The following is a 16,328-nucleotide window of genomic DNA, read 5'->3' as shown; positions in this document are numbered from 1 at the left end:
TTAAAACAAGCTAACATTGCATAATTAATGATGGAACAGCAAACATCCGCACGGAAAAATCTTCAACTGGGTATCTACAAAGTTATTGATCCTTTTGTTAAGGTATTAATAAAACTTGGCCTTACCCCTAATGCTGTAACAACCATTGGTTTTGTGTTGAATATTGGCGTAGCGGTTATTTTTATCATAGGTGGAGAAAAAGGCAACCGTGGCGATCTTACCTACATTGGCTGGGCAGGCGCTTTAATATTGTTTGCCGGCTTATTTGATATGCTGGATGGCCAGGTTGCAAGGCTCGGTAATATGAAGTCGACCTTTGGTGCTTTGTACGATTCAGTACTTGACCGTTATAGCGAACAAATAATGTTCCTGGGTATTTGTTATTATCTGGTTGCACATCACTACTTCCTGAGCTCTATATTCGCTTTTATAGCCCTAATGGGGTCAATGATGGTTAGCTACGTGCGCGCACGTGCTGAAGGCTTAGGAATTGAATGCAGTGGTGGCTTAATGCAACGCCCTGAACGTGTAGTTACATTAGGTGTTTTCGCTATTATATGTGGTGTGGCATCATTATATATGGGCGGCGACTATAAATTATATGTACCCGGTATTAGATTTCACGTTTTTGAAACCATGTCGATATTTACCATCCCAATAACTATGATGGCGATATTAACAAACATTACAGCATACAACAGGTTGATGGGATCAAAAAAATCCATTGAAGAAATGGAAAAAAACAACAAAGAAGATTAACATGCTTGCTTAGATATGATCATTTTCATGTTGAGAACCTCAATCGCTGTAAAATATCATATCTTAGCAATAATTACACGAAGCATTTATACTTCAAAAAATCTTTAGTAAAATTGTAGCCGGTTAAATTCAGTCTACACAATACTTATTTTTAATAATTTCATAAACAGGTAGAGAAATTTAAAACATTTTAAACCCTGATGTACCATGAAAAAAAACTATATCTCCAATTCAGAGGAATCAGTAAGGATGTTTAAAAGTGATCTATTGGAAAACTTATCCAAGGTTCATTTTACAGTGCCCTTATTTATATTTATACCTGTTATTGGCATTTGCATTTACAAATGCTTTGAGCTTTCGTTAGGCATCATCACTTTTGCCGAATTCTTTTTACTTGGTTTATTTATCTGGACTTTGGTTGAATACATAATGCACCGCTTTGTATTCCATTATATGCCACCTAATAAGCCATGGGCTATGCGCATGCACTTTATTTTCCATGGCGTACACCACGATTACCCGAGCGACGCTAAAAGGCTGGTATTACCACCATCTGTAAGCATTCCCCTGGCAACAGGATTCTACTTTTTATTTAAAGCGATATTACCCCTTAATTGCATTTTTGCCTTTTTCCCTGGATTTATCTTAGGTTACCTTTTTTATGATATATCGCATTATGCCATACATCATTTTAATTTTAAAGGTAAAATCTGGAAAAAAATAAAACAACACCATATGCTGCATCATTATCAAGACCCCGGTAAAGGTTATGGTGTTAGCTCTCCCCTATGGGACAAAATATTCCGGTCAGATTTTATAAAAAAATAGCGTAATGGGGGCTATTGATAATAGCATAAAAATTAATTTCAAATCGGTAGTAATTGTCTCGCTTCTATCAGTTGCGTACCTTTTACTATCTTCATTTTTGATTGGATACAAATCTGATCAGCTAACATTGGTATTCTTATTCAATATCATGTTCTATCTTCCAGAGGTTAATAATATATTCCCGGGCACACGCAAATTTATTGTATTCACCAATACACGTAAATTCATTTTAGGCTTTTTAATATTCATTTTTTACTGGGTGATTTTTGATTATATGAAGGCCATCCCTAATTATAATTACAATACGGTACACATTGCCGATCTTTATCACTTTGAAAAGCACATCTTCGGTATCAACCTAAATGGTAAACTAGTTACCCCTAACGAGTACCTTAAAATTAAAGGAACCACATTTCTAAATGTAGTAACCGGCCTGTTTTATTTATGTTGGATACCCGTTCCCCTATCCTTTGCAGCATATTTATTTTTCAAAAACAGAAGGCAATTCTTGTATTTCGCATTCACATTTTTGCTGGTTAACCTGCTGGGCTTTGTAATATACTATTTATACCCTGCGGCACCACCCTGGTATATACAAACCTATGGTTTTACTTTCCACCCACTAACACTTGGCAGTACCGGCGGCTTATCTAAGTTCGATGCCTATTTCCATATCAATCTATTTAAATCCATCTACTCAAAGGGATCTAATGTATTCGCGGCTATGCCATCGTTACATTCTGCATATCCTGTTATAGTAGTTTACTATGGCTTAAAAAACCGTTTAAAATGGGCCAATGTTTGTTTTATAATTGTAATGCTTGGCATATGGTTTACAGCAATATATGCAAGCCATCATTATGTATTGGATGTTATTGCGGGCATACTAACCGCAACCATTGGCATCACCCTTTTTAACTTGCTTGTAAAACATGTTGGCTTTATAAGGCGCTTTATAGATAAATACGAGGCCATTATTCGATAATCAATGGGCGTAGTATTTAGTGTACTAATTAGTATACTATTACATTCTAATCCCTATCCATCTGTTTATTCACACTGAAATAGTTTTCCACATTTCCTTCTGGCTCACAGCAATTTAACCTATCATTGCGGCATTATATACCGCTGGTTTAATAACGCATTAAACAGGCATGCTATTTGAATATAGTGATTATATTCAAGGCTAGTTTTTATGAAGATACTATTTACAATTTCAGCTTTCATGCTTTTGGGCATCGCAAAACTATCAGCAACTCCGGTTGATCCTGATAGCCTGAAGCAACAAGTTGCCGTAACCAGCGACTCATTAAAAGCACCTTTATATACCCAAATTGCAGGCACTTATCTTAACTATGATACAATATCGAGTAAAAGGAAAAGATATATATATCAGGAAAATGCCATTGGTTATACTTTACAGGCTATTCATTATTATTCAAGATATAACGATACCACCGGATTACGTTTAAGTTTTGACAACTTGGCTAAAGTATACAGGTCAGAAAAGAAGTTCAGCCAGGCCAAATGGTTCATTTTGCAGTCAAATACCTTATCACGCGCTAAAAATGATGTCCCTAATATTATCTCATCTCTGCTTGAGCTAGCATTGATTAAAACCGACATCAAAGATTACAAGCTTGCCATGCGTGATTTAAACGAGGCATTAACCCTATCGTCAAAACATCACTTCCCAAAAACAGAAGCTGATGTACAAATGGGTTATGTTACGCTTTATAATAACATGAAACTGTACACTAAAGCAGATATAGCTTTAAAAAGACATGACGCTATAAACGATAGTATCTTACATAGTCAGGATGCAAAAGTAGCCATAGCTACAGATTCTATTCAGCGCAAAAAAAAAGTATATCTAACAAGCAACAAGCGGCTTTACAAAACCAACTCATCCAGGAGAATAGCCTTGTTATAGTTTTAATAGTTGTTATTGTATTAATAACCGTTACTATATTTTTCTACAGACGACGTCGTCGTCGTAAACGCAGGCATCACAATTAAACTACTGCCGGTTTCTATAGTCGAACAAAACAGATATGAAAAAATTAATTGTAAGCTGTTTGTTTACTGTATTATGCTTAACAGGCATTAGGGCATATAGCCAAGCAACAGGCACACCAGAATTTAAACATGAATTTTTAAAACAGATTAACCATGTTAGGTCAACGGGTTGCACTTGCGGGACTACCTATATGCCTCCTGCCCCACCCATGGTTTGGAATGATAATTTGGAAAAAGCTGCTACAGGCCATGCCTGGGACATGTCGAACAACAACTATTTCAGCCATACCAGTAAGGATGGCCGCAGTATGGAAGACCGTATAGTTTTCGCGGGATATATTTTTAACGGATTTAAGAGCTTCGCGATAGGCGAAAACATAGCCTTTGGCCAAACCAACATTAATCAAGTAATGGACGGCTGGATTAAAAGCCCCGGCCATTGCAAAAATTTATTGAACCCCAAATTTAAGGAAGTTGGCGTTGCCGAAAACCACAGCTATTGGGTGCAGGACTTTGGCGGCCGGGAATCATTTTCGCCGCAACAACAAAGCGAATTACGTAGTGGCAAGCTTAAACTAATACAAACAAGCGGCGGATCAGGCCATTAACTGGCTTTTGGCCCGCGTTTGTATATGATGAGTCCATTTAAAAAATTACGTAGTATCTGGTCACCGCAGGGCTTAAAATTCGGATGATCCTCCTTGCGGAAGATTGCTCCCAGTTCAGTTTTAGTTATTCTAAAATCTGCTAATTGTAGCACCTCAATAATGTCATCATCGGTAAACTTTAGGGCAACCCTAAGCTTTTTCATAATATCATTGTTGCTCATATTCGTAATTATCTTGAGATTTCAATTTTAACCTTTTTATTCTTGATTTTTTCAGTTTTTATCAAACTTACAACCTTTGCAATTTTATTACTTTTTACGGCGGCATATGAAGTATGGTCTAAAACCTCAATCAAACCCAGATCTTCTTTGTCCAATTCACCTTTCTTAAGTAATAAACCTACAATATCCACCTTATTAACTTTATCCTTTTTGCCTGCGGCGATGTATAAGGTTTCCCAAGGCGTTGGCCTCGGTAAGGTATTATGTGCCGGTAACTCCTCAATTTCAGGAACTGCTTTTAAGTACGATGGCAGTTCATCAGGGGTAAGTATCAAGTAAGATGTTCCCTTGGCATGCATACGTGCTGTTCTGCCATTGCGGTGCAGGAAGGCCTCTTCATTATGTGGTAACTGATAATGGATCACATGCTCAATTTCTGGAATATCTAATCCTCGTGAGGCCAAATCAGTAGTGATCAACAAACGGTGACTACCATTCCTGAATTTTAGCAATGCGCGTTCCCTATCCTCCTGCTCCATCCCGCCATGAAATATATCATGTACCAATCCCTGGTGCCATAACAGCTCGCTAATCCGTTCCACAGCATCCCTATGATTACAGAATATCAGTGTAGCCTCGTTACCGATTTTGCATACCAATGAAAAAAGCACATCTAACTTATCCTCGCCATCAGCTATAACAGCTTTCAATTTTAAATCAGGTGTATTTGATTTATTACGCAAAAAGTTCAATTCTACAGGGTGCTTCACCCCGGTAAATGAAGGTATATCCTGCATTTGAGTAGCAGATGTCAGCACTCGTTTTTTTATGGAAGGAAGTTGCCTGATGATGTACGACATATCCTCCTGAAAACCAAATTCAAGCGCTTTGTCAAACTCATCCAGTATCAATGTTTCTATTTTATCTGTCCTGAAGGTTTCGCGGCGCAAATGATGCGCTATACGGCCAGGGGTACCAATTAACAAGGCCGGTGGTTGCGATAGGTTGTTACTTTCTATTTTTGTAGAGTGGCCACCATAACAGCAGTTCACTTTAAAACCATTCCCCATGGCTTTAAATACCTGTTCAATCTGTAAAGCAAGCTCACGCGAGGGAACTAATATCAACGCCTGTACCAATGGCACATTCGCATCTAATACACTCAGCAGGGGTAATAAAAATGCAAGGGTTTTACCGGAACCGGTTGGCGCTAGCAAAATGATGTCGCTTTTTTTATCGGCATTAAGCGCCGCATTTTGCATTTCGTTTAACGCGGTTATTTTTAAATTCTCCAGTACTTTTTTTATCATTTGCTTTGCTTAGAAAGTGCAAAGATAACCATTACAATCCCCGCAAAATCAACTTAATGCATTAAGGGGTTAAATAGTACGTATTGTCAGAAAAAAAGCTCCTGTATCAGGAAAAACAAGCCTATTGCCGCAAAGCCAAGACTCACAAACCACAACGGCTTCCGGCGGGTTATAATGGATATTGCGCCAATGGCGATAGAAGCCTGAAATAGTGTTACACCTCGTGCAAGTACATCATGCCGCTCAACGTGCGTGTCAGATTCTTTCTGATACTCAGTAGCCTTTTTCATAATGTCCTGTTGCTGATGCTTATATGTTGCTATTTTTTTAGCGTCAACTGTATCTGATTGTTTGCCCATTACAACCAATACATGATCGGTAGAGGCAAGCAACTCTGCTTTAATCCCTTTCGACTGATAAAATGCCCATTGGTCTGACGCATGTATTTGGGTTAACATGGCATCATCTGCATGGTTACCCGCCAAAAGGCCGGTAATAGCAGCCAGCACAGCTATAACTGCTGTAGATAACGCTACATACATTACCCATCTATCCTTGCTCTCGCTATGATGCAATATTTCATGGGCATGCTCATCACTTTGCTCATGAATTTTTTCTGAATAATCTTCTATTTCGTCCATGTGATTATGTTAGGATTACAGAACAAATATAGTACGAATTATCACGACAGTAAATACCAATTATTATTAACTAGGCGGCCCTATTTTGCTGATGCTTGATATAATCGGCTATTGTTATCAATTCATCTCGGGTAAATTCAGTTTGCCCATTGTATATCCAATAATCCATTTCCTCATCAAACTGTATATCACCCAGGTTCAACTCCCCCTCGGTTAATCTGTAATTTCCGTTTTCTGATAGGCTACCTACGGCTATATCACTATCAATAGCTGTTATAGTAATATCATGTTTGCCGTCTGTTAAGTTGAACGCGTGCTGTAAAGAAGTATTCATAGTGTAGTAACCGATTTAGTGATCTTTTGTTTAAAGTTGACGGGCAAATTGCCTGCTTACCAATTCATCAAAGCCATAACCCTTTTAAATTCAGGTTGTAAAGGCGCTTCAATATTGATAATATTTTTGGTGATAGGATGAGTAAAAGACAAACTTGATGCATGCAATAACATGGTAGTCATTTCCCAGTTTGCTTTAAAAAAGCGGTTTTGTTTATTACAGCCATGGGTACGGTCAGCTATAATGGGGTGTGATACATGCGCCATATGTTTCCTGATCTGGTGCATGCGCCCGGTTGACGGTGTAACCTCTATCAATGAATATCTGGATGTTGGATGCGAGCCTAGTGGCACATCAATCTCGGCACGTTTTAAAGTGATATAACTTGTAAAAGCTTCTTGCAGCGTTCCGTTTTCTTTTCTTAACGGATAATCAATATCCTCGCTATCAAGCGTATGCCCACGCACAATGGCATGATATTTCTTTTTCACAAGATTATCAGCAAATTGCTGATGCATAGCTATTTCCGCATCTTTGTTAAAAGCGAATAGCAATACCCCGGCCGTTTTTCTATCTAATCGATGAACTGGATTTACCCACTGCCCTACCTGGTCGCGCAATATTTGCAAGGCAAACTCTTCAACATCCGCAGCTATGGATGAACGATGGACTAACAGATCATGTGGCTTATTTATAGCAATTAAATGCTCATCACTATATAAAATCTCTAACATTCGGATGTAATATGCATTTCCGGCAAAGATAACCTATTAGACACAATGGGCAGAACTTGTTGATTAACGATCTCTGTTTTTTAATATTTGCAAGGGTAAATTGATTATTTTTTCTAATTTTAAGAAAGATAAATCAGCCCAATACTTAACCGGCTGATTATTTACCAATTTATACACTATTTTTTGAAAACTGCTTGATTATTAAATCATTCATGAAAAGAATTGTACTCCTGATTCCTTTTTTATTATTTTTTTATCCGGCATTTTCACACCAGAACTATGATACTTTATTGAATAAGCTGAACGATGTTTTAGACAACAAAAAAACATTCGACCAGCAAAAAACAACAAGAATTGAAAAGCTGGAGACTTACCTCAATAGCAACCGTATTAATGATCTGAATTTTAGATATAACTTGTATTTAAGCCTATACAATGAGTATAAATCTTTTAACTATAATAAGGCTTATGACTATGTTCAGAAACTACAGCAAACAGCTCATCTATTAAACGACCCATCAAAAATTGCCGTTAGTAAAATTAAGCTTGGCTTTATATTGCTTTCATCGGGGATGTTTAAGGAAACCTTTGATTCACTTAAAACAGTTAATGTAAAGATTTTAGATAATGACGCGAAAAAGGAATACTACTTTTTAACCGCCCGCACATATTACGACTTATCCGACTTCGACAAGGATAATTATTACACTCCTCTTTATGTTAAGCGCGCCAGCCTGTATACCGACTCGGGTACCGTGCTATGTAACAGTAACTCTTTTGAGTATATTTATTATTCCGGCTTAAAATATCTTAAAACAGGCAATACTGATAAAGCTATTACAGCGCTTAAACAACTGATAGACAAATACAAACTTACCGACCATCAATTCGCGGTTACTGCATCCACATTAAGCGATATTTATATTCGTAAAAGCGAGCCCGACAGTGCCATCTCCTTACTGATAAGAGCCGCCATGGCCGATGTACGCTCATCAACCAAGGAAGCCGCTGCTATGACAAACCTTGCCCAGCTATTATACCAGAACGGCGATGTAAAAAATGCCTACGTATATATTAAACAAGCCATGGATGATGCCATATTTTATGGTGCTAGGCAAAGGAAACTACAGGTAAGCGCCATACTACCCGTTATTGCCAGCGATAGGATAAATAACGAGGAAGAGCAGAAACGCGCCCTTTTCTTTTACGCATCGTTGTTAACTATTTTGGTAAGTATAGTAATTGTGTTTTCGGTGATAATTTATAAGCAGCTACAAAAATTAAAGGTTGCCGATAAAATAATACTGGACACTAACCATCACCTGGAAAAAAGCATTATTGAGTTAAACGAAGCCAATACGATTAAAGAGGAATATATAGGTTACTATTTCAACCTGATATCAGAATACATAAACAAGCTCGAAAAGTTTAAGCGCTCTGTAGATAACAAGCTCACCACAAAACGATATGAGGATATACGTATACTGGTTAACAACATCAACCTTACAAAAGAGCGCGAAGAATTGTTTATTAATTTCGATAAAGCATTTCTTAAAATCTTCCCGAATTTTGTACATGGCTATAATGAATTATTCTGTGAGGAGAACCGGATTAAACTATTACCCAACCAATTATTAAATACCGATCTGCGCATATTCGCCCTAATAAGGCTTGGAATTAGCGATACCGAAAAGATAGCCCACATACTTGAATACTCTGTAAATACCATCTATAACTATAAAGCCCGCATTAAAAGTAAATCCATCATCCATAATGATGAATTTGAGCATGCTATTATGGCCATAAAAGCCATATAAATACCAGCCTAAACTTTATATTGTTTATATAGGGTTTATATTTTGCTTCTGCAACACATCATACAATGAATTGATTTTCAATCATTTAAATACAAAAAAACTTTCAACTCTTTTATATTTTAGTTTTGAAACTTGTTGCAGATAATTAAATCTCCTCTCTTTGATATGAGAATTACGGCAAGCTAAACCATAGGCTGTAATTACTGATTATAACCGCTTTTAAAAACTTTTATTGAATTATGAAAATGTATCAAAACCTTAACCGGGTATTGAACTGCTTTTTTGTATGCGCAAAACCGTATATGCAAAAAAAACAGCTGAACCCCCACCTGCTTTCCGGATAAAGCTATCCGCCCGCAGACAAGTAACCAAACAACTTATCCATTAATAACCTAAAATGAAATCATTATGTATAAAAAACAATTACTCTTAAAGTTACTTTTTTGTCCTTTGCTTTTATTGATGTCCATGTCGTCATTCGCACAGGTATCAGTTTCAGGTAAAGTTACCGATGAAAAAGGAAATCCCTTTCCGGGCGTAACCATTTTGATAAAGGGAACCTCAAACGGAACAAACACAGATGGAAATGGTAACTATACCATAAACGCTAAAAGATCAGATGTATTAGTATTTACAAGCATTGGTTATGCCAAACAAGAGATACCGGTAAACAATCGCCAAACCATAAATGTTAGTATGCAGGAAGACAACCAGGAACTAAATGAAGTTGTTGTAGTTGGCTATGGCACACAAAAAAGAAAGGACCTTACCGGATCAATAGCTTCCGTCAAAGGCGATACATTTAAAGATCAACCCATCACTAACCCTATAGAGGCTTTAGAAGGCCGTGTTGCCGGTGTAAACGTAATTACCGCTTCGGCTGCGCCGGATGCAGTTCCGCAAATTATTATACGCGGTGTTGCTTCATTCTATCAGCCCAACCCATTATACATTGTTGATGGGGTAAGGCAATCAGATTTAAACAGCATTAATCCGCAGGATATAGCATCAATAGATATTGCTAAAGATGCGGCCTCAGCAGCTATTTATGGTTCGGCGGCAGCTGGCGGTGTAATTCTCATCACCACTAAAAAGGGAGCAAATGCGGGTGCACCACCATTAATCACGTTTAGTGCAAGATATGGCGTAACCAAACCTAAACTGATACAATTGCTTGACAAAGATGATTATTTAAAAGTGGAGGACATCCTAAACCCTACTGTATTTGCAGGCAAAGGTGGTTTAGATACACTTGCAAACACCAATTGGGTTAATGCACTTTACCGTACAGGTACCGAGCAAAATTATAACCTGTCAATTTCAGGCGCCTCAAACAATATTAATTACCTGATATCAGGCTTTTACAACCAGCAAACAGGCATTTTCATCAAGAATTACTCAAATATTGGAGGTGTACGCGTTAATACAGACTATAAATTAAGCAAGTATCTAACCATTGGCGAGCAAATCAATGCATCTCAACGCATTACATCACCACTGGTAGGCGCGCAGGCTTTCCTGGCAAATGCCCCATTCCGTACGCAGCCAATCATCCCTATATATAATTCAAATGGCTCTTACGGTACTGAACCATCAGGTTATGGCGCGCAATATTCAGGCCCTAACCCTTTAGGAGCAGTAAACTCTGCAAGTGCGCAGGATACCAAAAACAATTTCCAGGGCAATGTTTATGCTGATTTGAAATTACCTTTCCATTTAGATTTTAAAACAACCTTAGGCTATAGTTATTACCTGGAAACTGAAGACCTCTTCCAAAACACTTATAATTTTGGGCCGGTATCATCCAATGTCAATTCACTTACTAAATCATACAATCAAAGCAGCCAATTGCTATCCAACTATGTGTTGTCGTATAACCAAAGCTTTGGCAAGCATAATGTAAGTGCATTAGTTGGTTATGAACAAATTACCGATAAAACCAATAATATTGATGCAGGCGAAAGCCAGGTAGGTGAACCGGGTTACTCGTTTATTCAAACTTCCGCCTCGGCGTTAAGCCTGTCAGGCACTTATGATCCGCAAAGCCTAATAAAATCACAATTTGCACGTGTAAATTATAATTTTAATGAGCGATATTTTTTATCAGGATCAATCAGGCAGGATGCTAATTACACTGTATTTGGCCCTAATAAACAAAAAGGCGTATTCCCGGCTGCATCTGCAGGATGGACAATAAGTGAAGAACCTTTCTTTAATAAAGTGCTGCCTGAATTAAATAGCTTCAAATTCAGGGCAAGTTATGGTCAATTAGGTAACAGCGCAATACCTCCGTACTCGTTTACTGTGCCATACCAACAAAACAACGTTTCTACCGGTATTGCAGGCGGGGCACAAGGGTTTGCACCGGGTGCACCATTCCAAATCGCGAATACTTTAGCGGGTATACCAAATCCTAATTTACATTGGGAAACCATTACCGAAACCAATATTGGTATCGACGGAGAAGCCTTACATGGCAGCCTCTATTTTACTGCAGAGTGGTATAACAAAAAAACGTCAGATATGATATATGATCTTACCTTATCACAAAGCAGTGGTTTTACAGCCCCCTTCATAACTAATATTGGCGATGTAGATAACCACGGCTTTGACTTTATGGTAGGCTATCATAATAAATTCGGGAAACTTGGTTTTGATATAAATGCAAACGCCAGCTTTAATACAAACAAGGTTACTAAGTTAAGCGGTGCCGCTACAGATGCTGTTTACGGTGGTTACAATTGGTATACACCCGATCCTGGTAACGTAGCTTTTAGCGCGCAGCCTAGCCAAACACTAACCATTACAAAAGTAGGCTTACCATTTGGTTCATTCTATGGCTACAAAGTGCTTGGTATATTCAGCAACGAAGCAGCGGCTCAAAAGCAAGTTATTAACGGTCAGCATGCTAATGTTGGCGACTTAATTTATGCAAATACCGATGGTAGCACTGATGCAAATGGCGATGCTACCATTGACCAAAATGACAGGCAGGTTATAGGTAACCCTAACCCTAAAATGGTTTATGGTTTTAATCTGCACTTTAATTACCAGGGGTTTGATTTAGCCATGTTATTCAATGGAGTTGCTGGCGTACAGTTATACAACGGCGTAAAAGCCTATGAGCAAACTGTTTTTCAGGATGGTAACTCTACTAAACAAATCTTCAACGATTCATTCTTTGGTTCAAACGGGCTTACTTCTCAACCAAGGTTAGGCATCCCTACTACAGGTGGTTTCACTTTAGATCCAAACCAGAATTACTCTTCGGTAAACAGTTATTTTGTTGAAAGCGGAGCTTATTTAAAGCTTAAAAACATACAATTAGGTTATACCTTCTCGGGTAATGTTTTACAGCAACTGGATGTTAAAAGTTTAAGAATATTTGTAATGGCTAATAACCTGTTAACATTTACCCATTACAAGGGCCTCGATCCTGAATTAGGCAGCGAGATTGCAACAGGCGGTACAGTTAGTACTACTACACAAGGTATTGATGCTGTAACAAACTATCCGCAGGCAAGGATCTATTCAGCCGGTGTTGACATTAGTTTTCAATAATAACCCTTTAAAATTACAAAGATGATTAAGAAAAAATATATAGCAGCACTCGCACTTATTATTTTAGCGGGATGTAAAAAAGACCCAACCAACGTCGGGCAAAAAAATGCATATGCCATTGCAGATTATCCACAAACCGTAAATGACCTGCAAACAGTACTGGTATCATGCTATGCTAACCTTCGCGACCAGGGTTTGTACGGATTTCACTTTTTACCCAAAGCATTGTCAAATTCAATGCATACAGTAAACTCTGAATATAACGGCGATCCGGGATGGAATGAAATGGCAGCCAATAATCTTACAGTTGGTAATGAGTACGCATCAGAAACATGGGCGGCTTGCTTCACCGGTATTAAAAACTGCAATGTTACCATTTTTGCCGCCGCCGCGCTAATGAAGACTGATCCGGCTGATCAGCCAACTATTAACTTGATATTAGGTCAGGCTTACTGCCTGCGCGGATGGTATTATATGCAGCTGGAATGCCTATACGGCCAGGATTATATGAAAGCTGGTGGTGTAAACGGCACAGAAATGGGCGTACCAATTTATACTAGTATACCTAACAGCTTAGCAGGAACTCAAATACCCCGGTCTCCTGTAAAAGATGTTTGGGCTTTAATAGAAAGCGACGAAAAGCAAGCTGCAACTTTGCTTAAAGGCCAGGTATGGGGTTCTGCTGATCTGGCAAGAGCTACCGAGTGGTCGGCAAAAGGATTGTTAGGCAAAGCTTATGTTTATACAGAAGATTGGGCCGATGCACAAACTACCCTATTGGATGTTATCCAAAACAGCGGTAAATCATTAATGCCTTATACAACGTATTTCAATGCTTTTAATGGTAGTAATAAATTCAATAGCGAATCATTGCTGGAATTGTACGTTGATCAAAATTCAATGGGTGGCTACGGTATATACAGCAGTGCCGCAAACTCATCTACAATTAATGGGCTCATCTGGTCGCCAAATACATTTGGCGGCGGTGATGGAACAGAAGGCAGTGTCTTGTCAATGGGTTACGGCAATGAGTTTTTTCACGATCAAAGCGTAATACGTTTCGGTTTTCCATTAAGCTCAGTATATAACCTTGTTGCAAATCCTAAATATAATGCCTCACAAACAGCATCGTATAAAAATCCAAAACTGATACAAGACCCTGCTTATACTCAGGCATCATTAAATGTTCGTACCAACCAAACAGCCGATCCTCGCTTATTTGTTAATGCATTGCAGCCATGGGTTGATTCAGTTCAATTTGATGGAGTCAATTTTGCAAAAGTAGCTAAACCATCCATTTACGCTTTTCAAACTAATCATTATGGTTTTAGTGTAAGAAAATACTCACCTATTGATTATAACGAAAATACTATAAATTCAGATAAATGGGATTACTACCTGTTACGTTTAGCTGATGTATATTTATTATATGCTGAAGCTAATATTCAAGGTGGCAATACCGCTGTTGGATTGGAATATCTGAATAAAGTAAAACGCAGGGCTTATGGCTTACCTATCAACACACCTTCAGCTATTGATTATGCATCAACAACAGCTGCAACCCCTGCAAATAATTCGCTTGATCCTGATCCTGTATTGGGCCATAACCCACTTTACTATGAGCGGTGGGCTGAATTATTTAATGAGGGCAGCTGGTGGTTTGATGTATGCAGATGGAAAATTGGTGACTCCGAAGCCGCCTACTATGGTTCTGCTTTAAATACAACGCAGCCACTAACAACCACATTTGTTGATAGCAAATCATATACCTGGCCTATACCGCTAAGTGAATTAAATACAAACAGTAAAGCCGTTCAAAATCCCGGATATACTCATTAATAGTTGGTTAAGCGCGGAGCCCCTAAAAAGGCTTCGTGCTTTTTAATCTCTCCGGAAAAAATCATCTTATACAAATGCTAACCAAATGAAATTATTTGGGTGAACACTTATGCTATTTTTTCACCCAAAACATACTTGCAATCAATGCTTCAACCTATGAAGCTTACACAATTAAATTATCCAAAAAATGAAAAAGATACTTACCTGCATCATTAGTCTGTTATTGCTTAACCATGTTACAGCGCAGCAGGCTACACCCATTAGTGCAAGTATGAATAAAGTTAAGCTTGATTTTATACTTGATGCAGGTGGGCGACCTAAATATAAGGTTGACTATGCCGAAAAACCATTAATTAATACATCGCGCATGGGAATAAAACTTGCAAATGATATTTCGCTCGACAGCAATTTCATGGTGATAAATACAGAAAGAAAATCTGTTGATGAGCAATGGAAACCTGTTTGGGGCGAAGTGAGTACCATACGTAACCATTATGAGCAGGTAACCATCCATCTAAAGCAAAAAAACAATCTGGGCAGGTTAATGGATATTGTTTTCAGGGTGTTTGAAGACGGTGTCGGTTTTAGATATGAATTTCCAATACAACCAAACTTAAAATATTTTATTGTATCGGATGAGGTAACAGAGTTTGCTCTAACCGGCGACCATAAAACCTTTTGGATACCCGGTGATTACGATACCAATGAATATCCTTACAGCACCACCAAAATAAGTGAAATTGATAACCGCAGCATGGTTAACGGCTCGGATGATATTGCCGTTAAGGTATGCCCCGATAGATACGCCGTGCAAACACCTTTGATGATGAAAACTGCCGATGGATTATACATCAATATTCACGAAGCTGCTCTAGTAAATTATAGCGCGATGCAATTACATGTGGACACTAAAACCTTTAAACTTAAAGCAAGCTTAGTACCCGATGCGGTTGGTAATATGGCTTATATGCGTGCTGCTTGTCATACGCCATGGCGTACCATAATTGTAAGTAATAAAGCAGGAGAAATACTTACTTCAAAAATAATTTTGAATTTGAATGATCCATCAAAAATTGAAAATACCTCATGGATAAAACCGATGAAATTTGTTGGCGTATGGTGGGAAATGCAAACCGGTAAAAGTACCTGGAATTATTCAAACAATGCCGATACCGTTGGTGCCGATGGTTTACTTATACCAAACCATACTCACGGCGCCAATACCGCCAATGTGGAACGTTATATTGATTTCGCGGCGAAGAATGGCATAAAGGGTGTTTTGGTTGAAGGATGGAACTATGGCTGGGAAGAATGGTTTGGTAACTGGAAGGAAAACGTATTTAGCTTTGTTACCCCCTATCCTGATTTTGATGTAGCAGCTATAATGCAATATGCAAAAGCTAAAGGCGTGGTAATGATTATGCATAACGAAACATCGGGCTCTGCAACTGATTATGAGCGGCAGATGGATACAGCCTTCCGCTTTATGAATAAGTATGGCTACACATCAGTTAAAACGGGTTATGTGGGCAAAATCATCCCTCGGGGAGAACACCATGATGGTGCATGGATGGTGAACCACTATGTCCGCGTAGCGCAAAAAGCTGCTGAATATCATATTATGATTGATGAACACGAACCTGTTAGGCCTACAGGC

The 16,328-nt window shown here is 38.4% G+C and carries 14 protein-coding genes; 9 read left to right on the top strand and 5 right to left on the bottom strand.

Annotation, left to right across the window (positions count from 1 at the left end):
• Positions 1–27 precede the first annotated feature (27 nt).
• The 5 genes from GSQ74_RS09690 (at position 28) to GSQ74_RS09670 (ending at position 4,214) form a co-directional block, all read left to right on the top strand.
• On the top strand, positions 28–759 hold the full coding sequence (locus tag GSQ74_RS09690) for a CDP-alcohol phosphatidyltransferase family protein (RefSeq protein WP_254060846.1): 732 nt from the start codon (positions 28–30) through the stop codon (positions 757–759).
• A 207-nt stretch (positions 760–966) separates the two neighbouring features.
• A complete protein-coding gene (locus GSQ74_RS09685) occupies positions 967–1,587 on the top strand; it encodes a sterol desaturase family protein (RefSeq protein ID WP_158992609.1) in 621 nt (206 codons plus the stop codon).
• Between the two features lie 148 nt (positions 1,588–1,735).
• Positions 1,736–2,572 carry a phosphatase PAP2 family protein gene (locus tag GSQ74_RS09680; RefSeq protein WP_254060845.1) on the top strand — a complete coding sequence of 279 codons (837 nt, stop codon included), beginning with the start codon at positions 1,736–1,738 and terminating at the stop codon, positions 2,570–2,572.
• A 210-nt stretch (positions 2,573–2,782) separates the two neighbouring features.
• Positions 2,783–3,520, top strand: coding sequence for a hypothetical protein (locus GSQ74_RS09675; RefSeq protein WP_158992605.1), 738 nt, complete (start codon positions 2,783–2,785; stop codon positions 3,518–3,520).
• Positions 3,521–3,641: 121 nt separating this feature from the next.
• The gene (locus tag GSQ74_RS09670; protein WP_158992603.1) at positions 3,642–4,214 is read left to right on the top strand and encodes a CAP domain-containing protein; all 573 of its coding nucleotides are present in this window, start codon (positions 3,642–3,644) and stop codon (positions 4,212–4,214) included.
• Here the strand turns inward: GSQ74_RS09670 and GSQ74_RS09665 are convergent.
• From GSQ74_RS09665 to GSQ74_RS09645, 5 genes are all read right to left on the bottom strand, one after another.
• Complete coding sequence (locus GSQ74_RS09665; RefSeq protein WP_254060844.1) at positions 4,211–4,417, bottom strand: DUF1456 family protein; 207 nt, start codon at positions 4,415–4,417, stop codon at positions 4,211–4,213. The two genes, GSQ74_RS09670 and GSQ74_RS09665, sit on opposite strands and share 4 nt — an antisense overlap.
• Positions 4,418–4,443: 26 nt before the next feature.
• A complete protein-coding gene (locus GSQ74_RS09660; RefSeq protein WP_158992599.1) occupies positions 4,444–5,745 on the bottom strand; it encodes a DEAD/DEAH box helicase in 1,302 nt (433 codons plus the stop codon).
• Between the two features lie 86 nt (positions 5,746–5,831).
• Positions 5,832–6,386, bottom strand: coding sequence for a DUF4337 domain-containing protein (locus GSQ74_RS09655; RefSeq protein ID WP_158992597.1), 555 nt, complete (start codon positions 6,384–6,386; stop codon positions 5,832–5,834).
• A gap of 70 nt (positions 6,387–6,456) precedes the next feature.
• Positions 6,457–6,720: a hypothetical protein gene (locus GSQ74_RS09650; protein ID WP_158992595.1), complete on the bottom strand. Its 264-nt coding sequence runs from the start codon at positions 6,718–6,720 to the stop codon at positions 6,457–6,459.
• A 56-nt stretch (positions 6,721–6,776) separates the two neighbouring features.
• Positions 6,777–7,454 carry a pseudouridine synthase gene (locus GSQ74_RS09645; RefSeq protein WP_158992593.1) on the bottom strand — a complete coding sequence of 226 codons (678 nt, stop codon included), beginning with the start codon at positions 7,452–7,454 and terminating at the stop codon, positions 6,777–6,779.
• 212 nt (positions 7,455–7,666) lie between these two features.
• Here GSQ74_RS09645 and GSQ74_RS09640 point away from each other — a divergent pair, with 212 nt between their 5' ends.
• The 4 genes from GSQ74_RS09640 to GSQ74_RS09625 form a co-directional block, all read left to right on the top strand.
• Complete coding sequence (locus GSQ74_RS09640; protein WP_254060843.1) at positions 7,667–9,271, top strand: DUF6377 domain-containing protein; 1,605 nt, start codon at positions 7,667–7,669, stop codon at positions 9,269–9,271.
• 468 nt (positions 9,272–9,739) lie between these two features.
• Positions 9,740–12,832 carry a TonB-dependent receptor gene (locus GSQ74_RS09635; protein WP_254060842.1) on the top strand — a complete coding sequence of 1,031 codons (3,093 nt, stop codon included), beginning with the start codon at positions 9,740–9,742 and terminating at the stop codon, positions 12,830–12,832.
• A gap of 21 nt (positions 12,833–12,853) precedes the next feature.
• On the top strand, positions 12,854–14,671 hold the full coding sequence (locus GSQ74_RS09630) for a RagB/SusD family nutrient uptake outer membrane protein (protein ID WP_158992591.1): 1,818 nt from the start codon (positions 12,854–12,856) through the stop codon (positions 14,669–14,671).
• 187 nt (positions 14,672–14,858) lie between these two features.
• Positions 14,859–16,328, top strand: a 1,470-nt coding sequence (locus GSQ74_RS09625) for a glycoside hydrolase family 97 N-terminal domain-containing protein (protein ID WP_158992590.1), incomplete at its 3' end; no start/stop codon positions are given.

This window comes from Mucilaginibacter sp. L196, assembly GCF_009765905.1.
GTDB lineage: Bacteria > Bacteroidota > Bacteroidia > Sphingobacteriales > Sphingobacteriaceae > Mucilaginibacter.
The sequence above is the reverse complement of the archived record's forward strand: the minus strand, read 5'-3'. Positions and strand labels throughout refer to the sequence as shown.

Coding starts and splice junctions, on each gene's coding strand:
- GSQ74_RS09635 (WP_254060842.1), top strand. CDS start 9,740: ATGTCGTCATTCGCACAGGTATCAGTTTCAGGTAAAGTTACCGATGAA.
- GSQ74_RS09650 (WP_158992595.1), bottom strand. CDS start 6,720: ATGAATACTTCTTTACAGCACGCGTTCAACTTAACAGACGGCAAACAT.
- GSQ74_RS09630 (WP_158992591.1), top strand. CDS start 12,854: ATGATTAAGAAAAAATATATAGCAGCACTCGCACTTATTATTTTAGCG.
- GSQ74_RS09645 (WP_158992593.1), bottom strand. CDS start 7,454: ATGTTAGAGATTTTATATAGTGATGAGCATTTAATTGCTATAAATAAG.
- GSQ74_RS09665 (WP_254060844.1), bottom strand. CDS start 4,417: ATGAAAAAGCTTAGGGTTGCCCTAAAGTTTACCGATGATGACATTATT.
- GSQ74_RS09690 (WP_254060846.1), top strand. CDS start 28: ATGATGGAACAGCAAACATCCGCACGGAAAAATCTTCAACTGGGTATC.
- GSQ74_RS09660 (WP_158992599.1), bottom strand. CDS start 5,745: ATGATAAAAAAAGTACTGGAGAATTTAAAAATAACCGCGTTAAACGAA.
- GSQ74_RS09655 (WP_158992597.1), bottom strand. CDS start 6,386: ATGGACGAAATAGAAGATTATTCAGAAAAAATTCATGAGCAAAGTGAT.
- GSQ74_RS09685 (WP_158992609.1), top strand. CDS start 967: ATGAAAAAAAACTATATCTCCAATTCAGAGGAATCAGTAAGGATGTTT.
- GSQ74_RS09675 (WP_158992605.1), top strand. CDS start 2,783: ATGAAGATACTATTTACAATTTCAGCTTTCATGCTTTTGGGCATCGCA.
- GSQ74_RS09670 (WP_158992603.1), top strand. CDS start 3,642: ATGAAAAAATTAATTGTAAGCTGTTTGTTTACTGTATTATGCTTAACA.
- GSQ74_RS09680 (WP_254060845.1), top strand. CDS start 1,736: ATGTTCTATCTTCCAGAGGTTAATAATATATTCCCGGGCACACGCAAA.
- GSQ74_RS09640 (WP_254060843.1), top strand. CDS start 7,667: ATGAAAAGAATTGTACTCCTGATTCCTTTTTTATTATTTTTTTATCCG.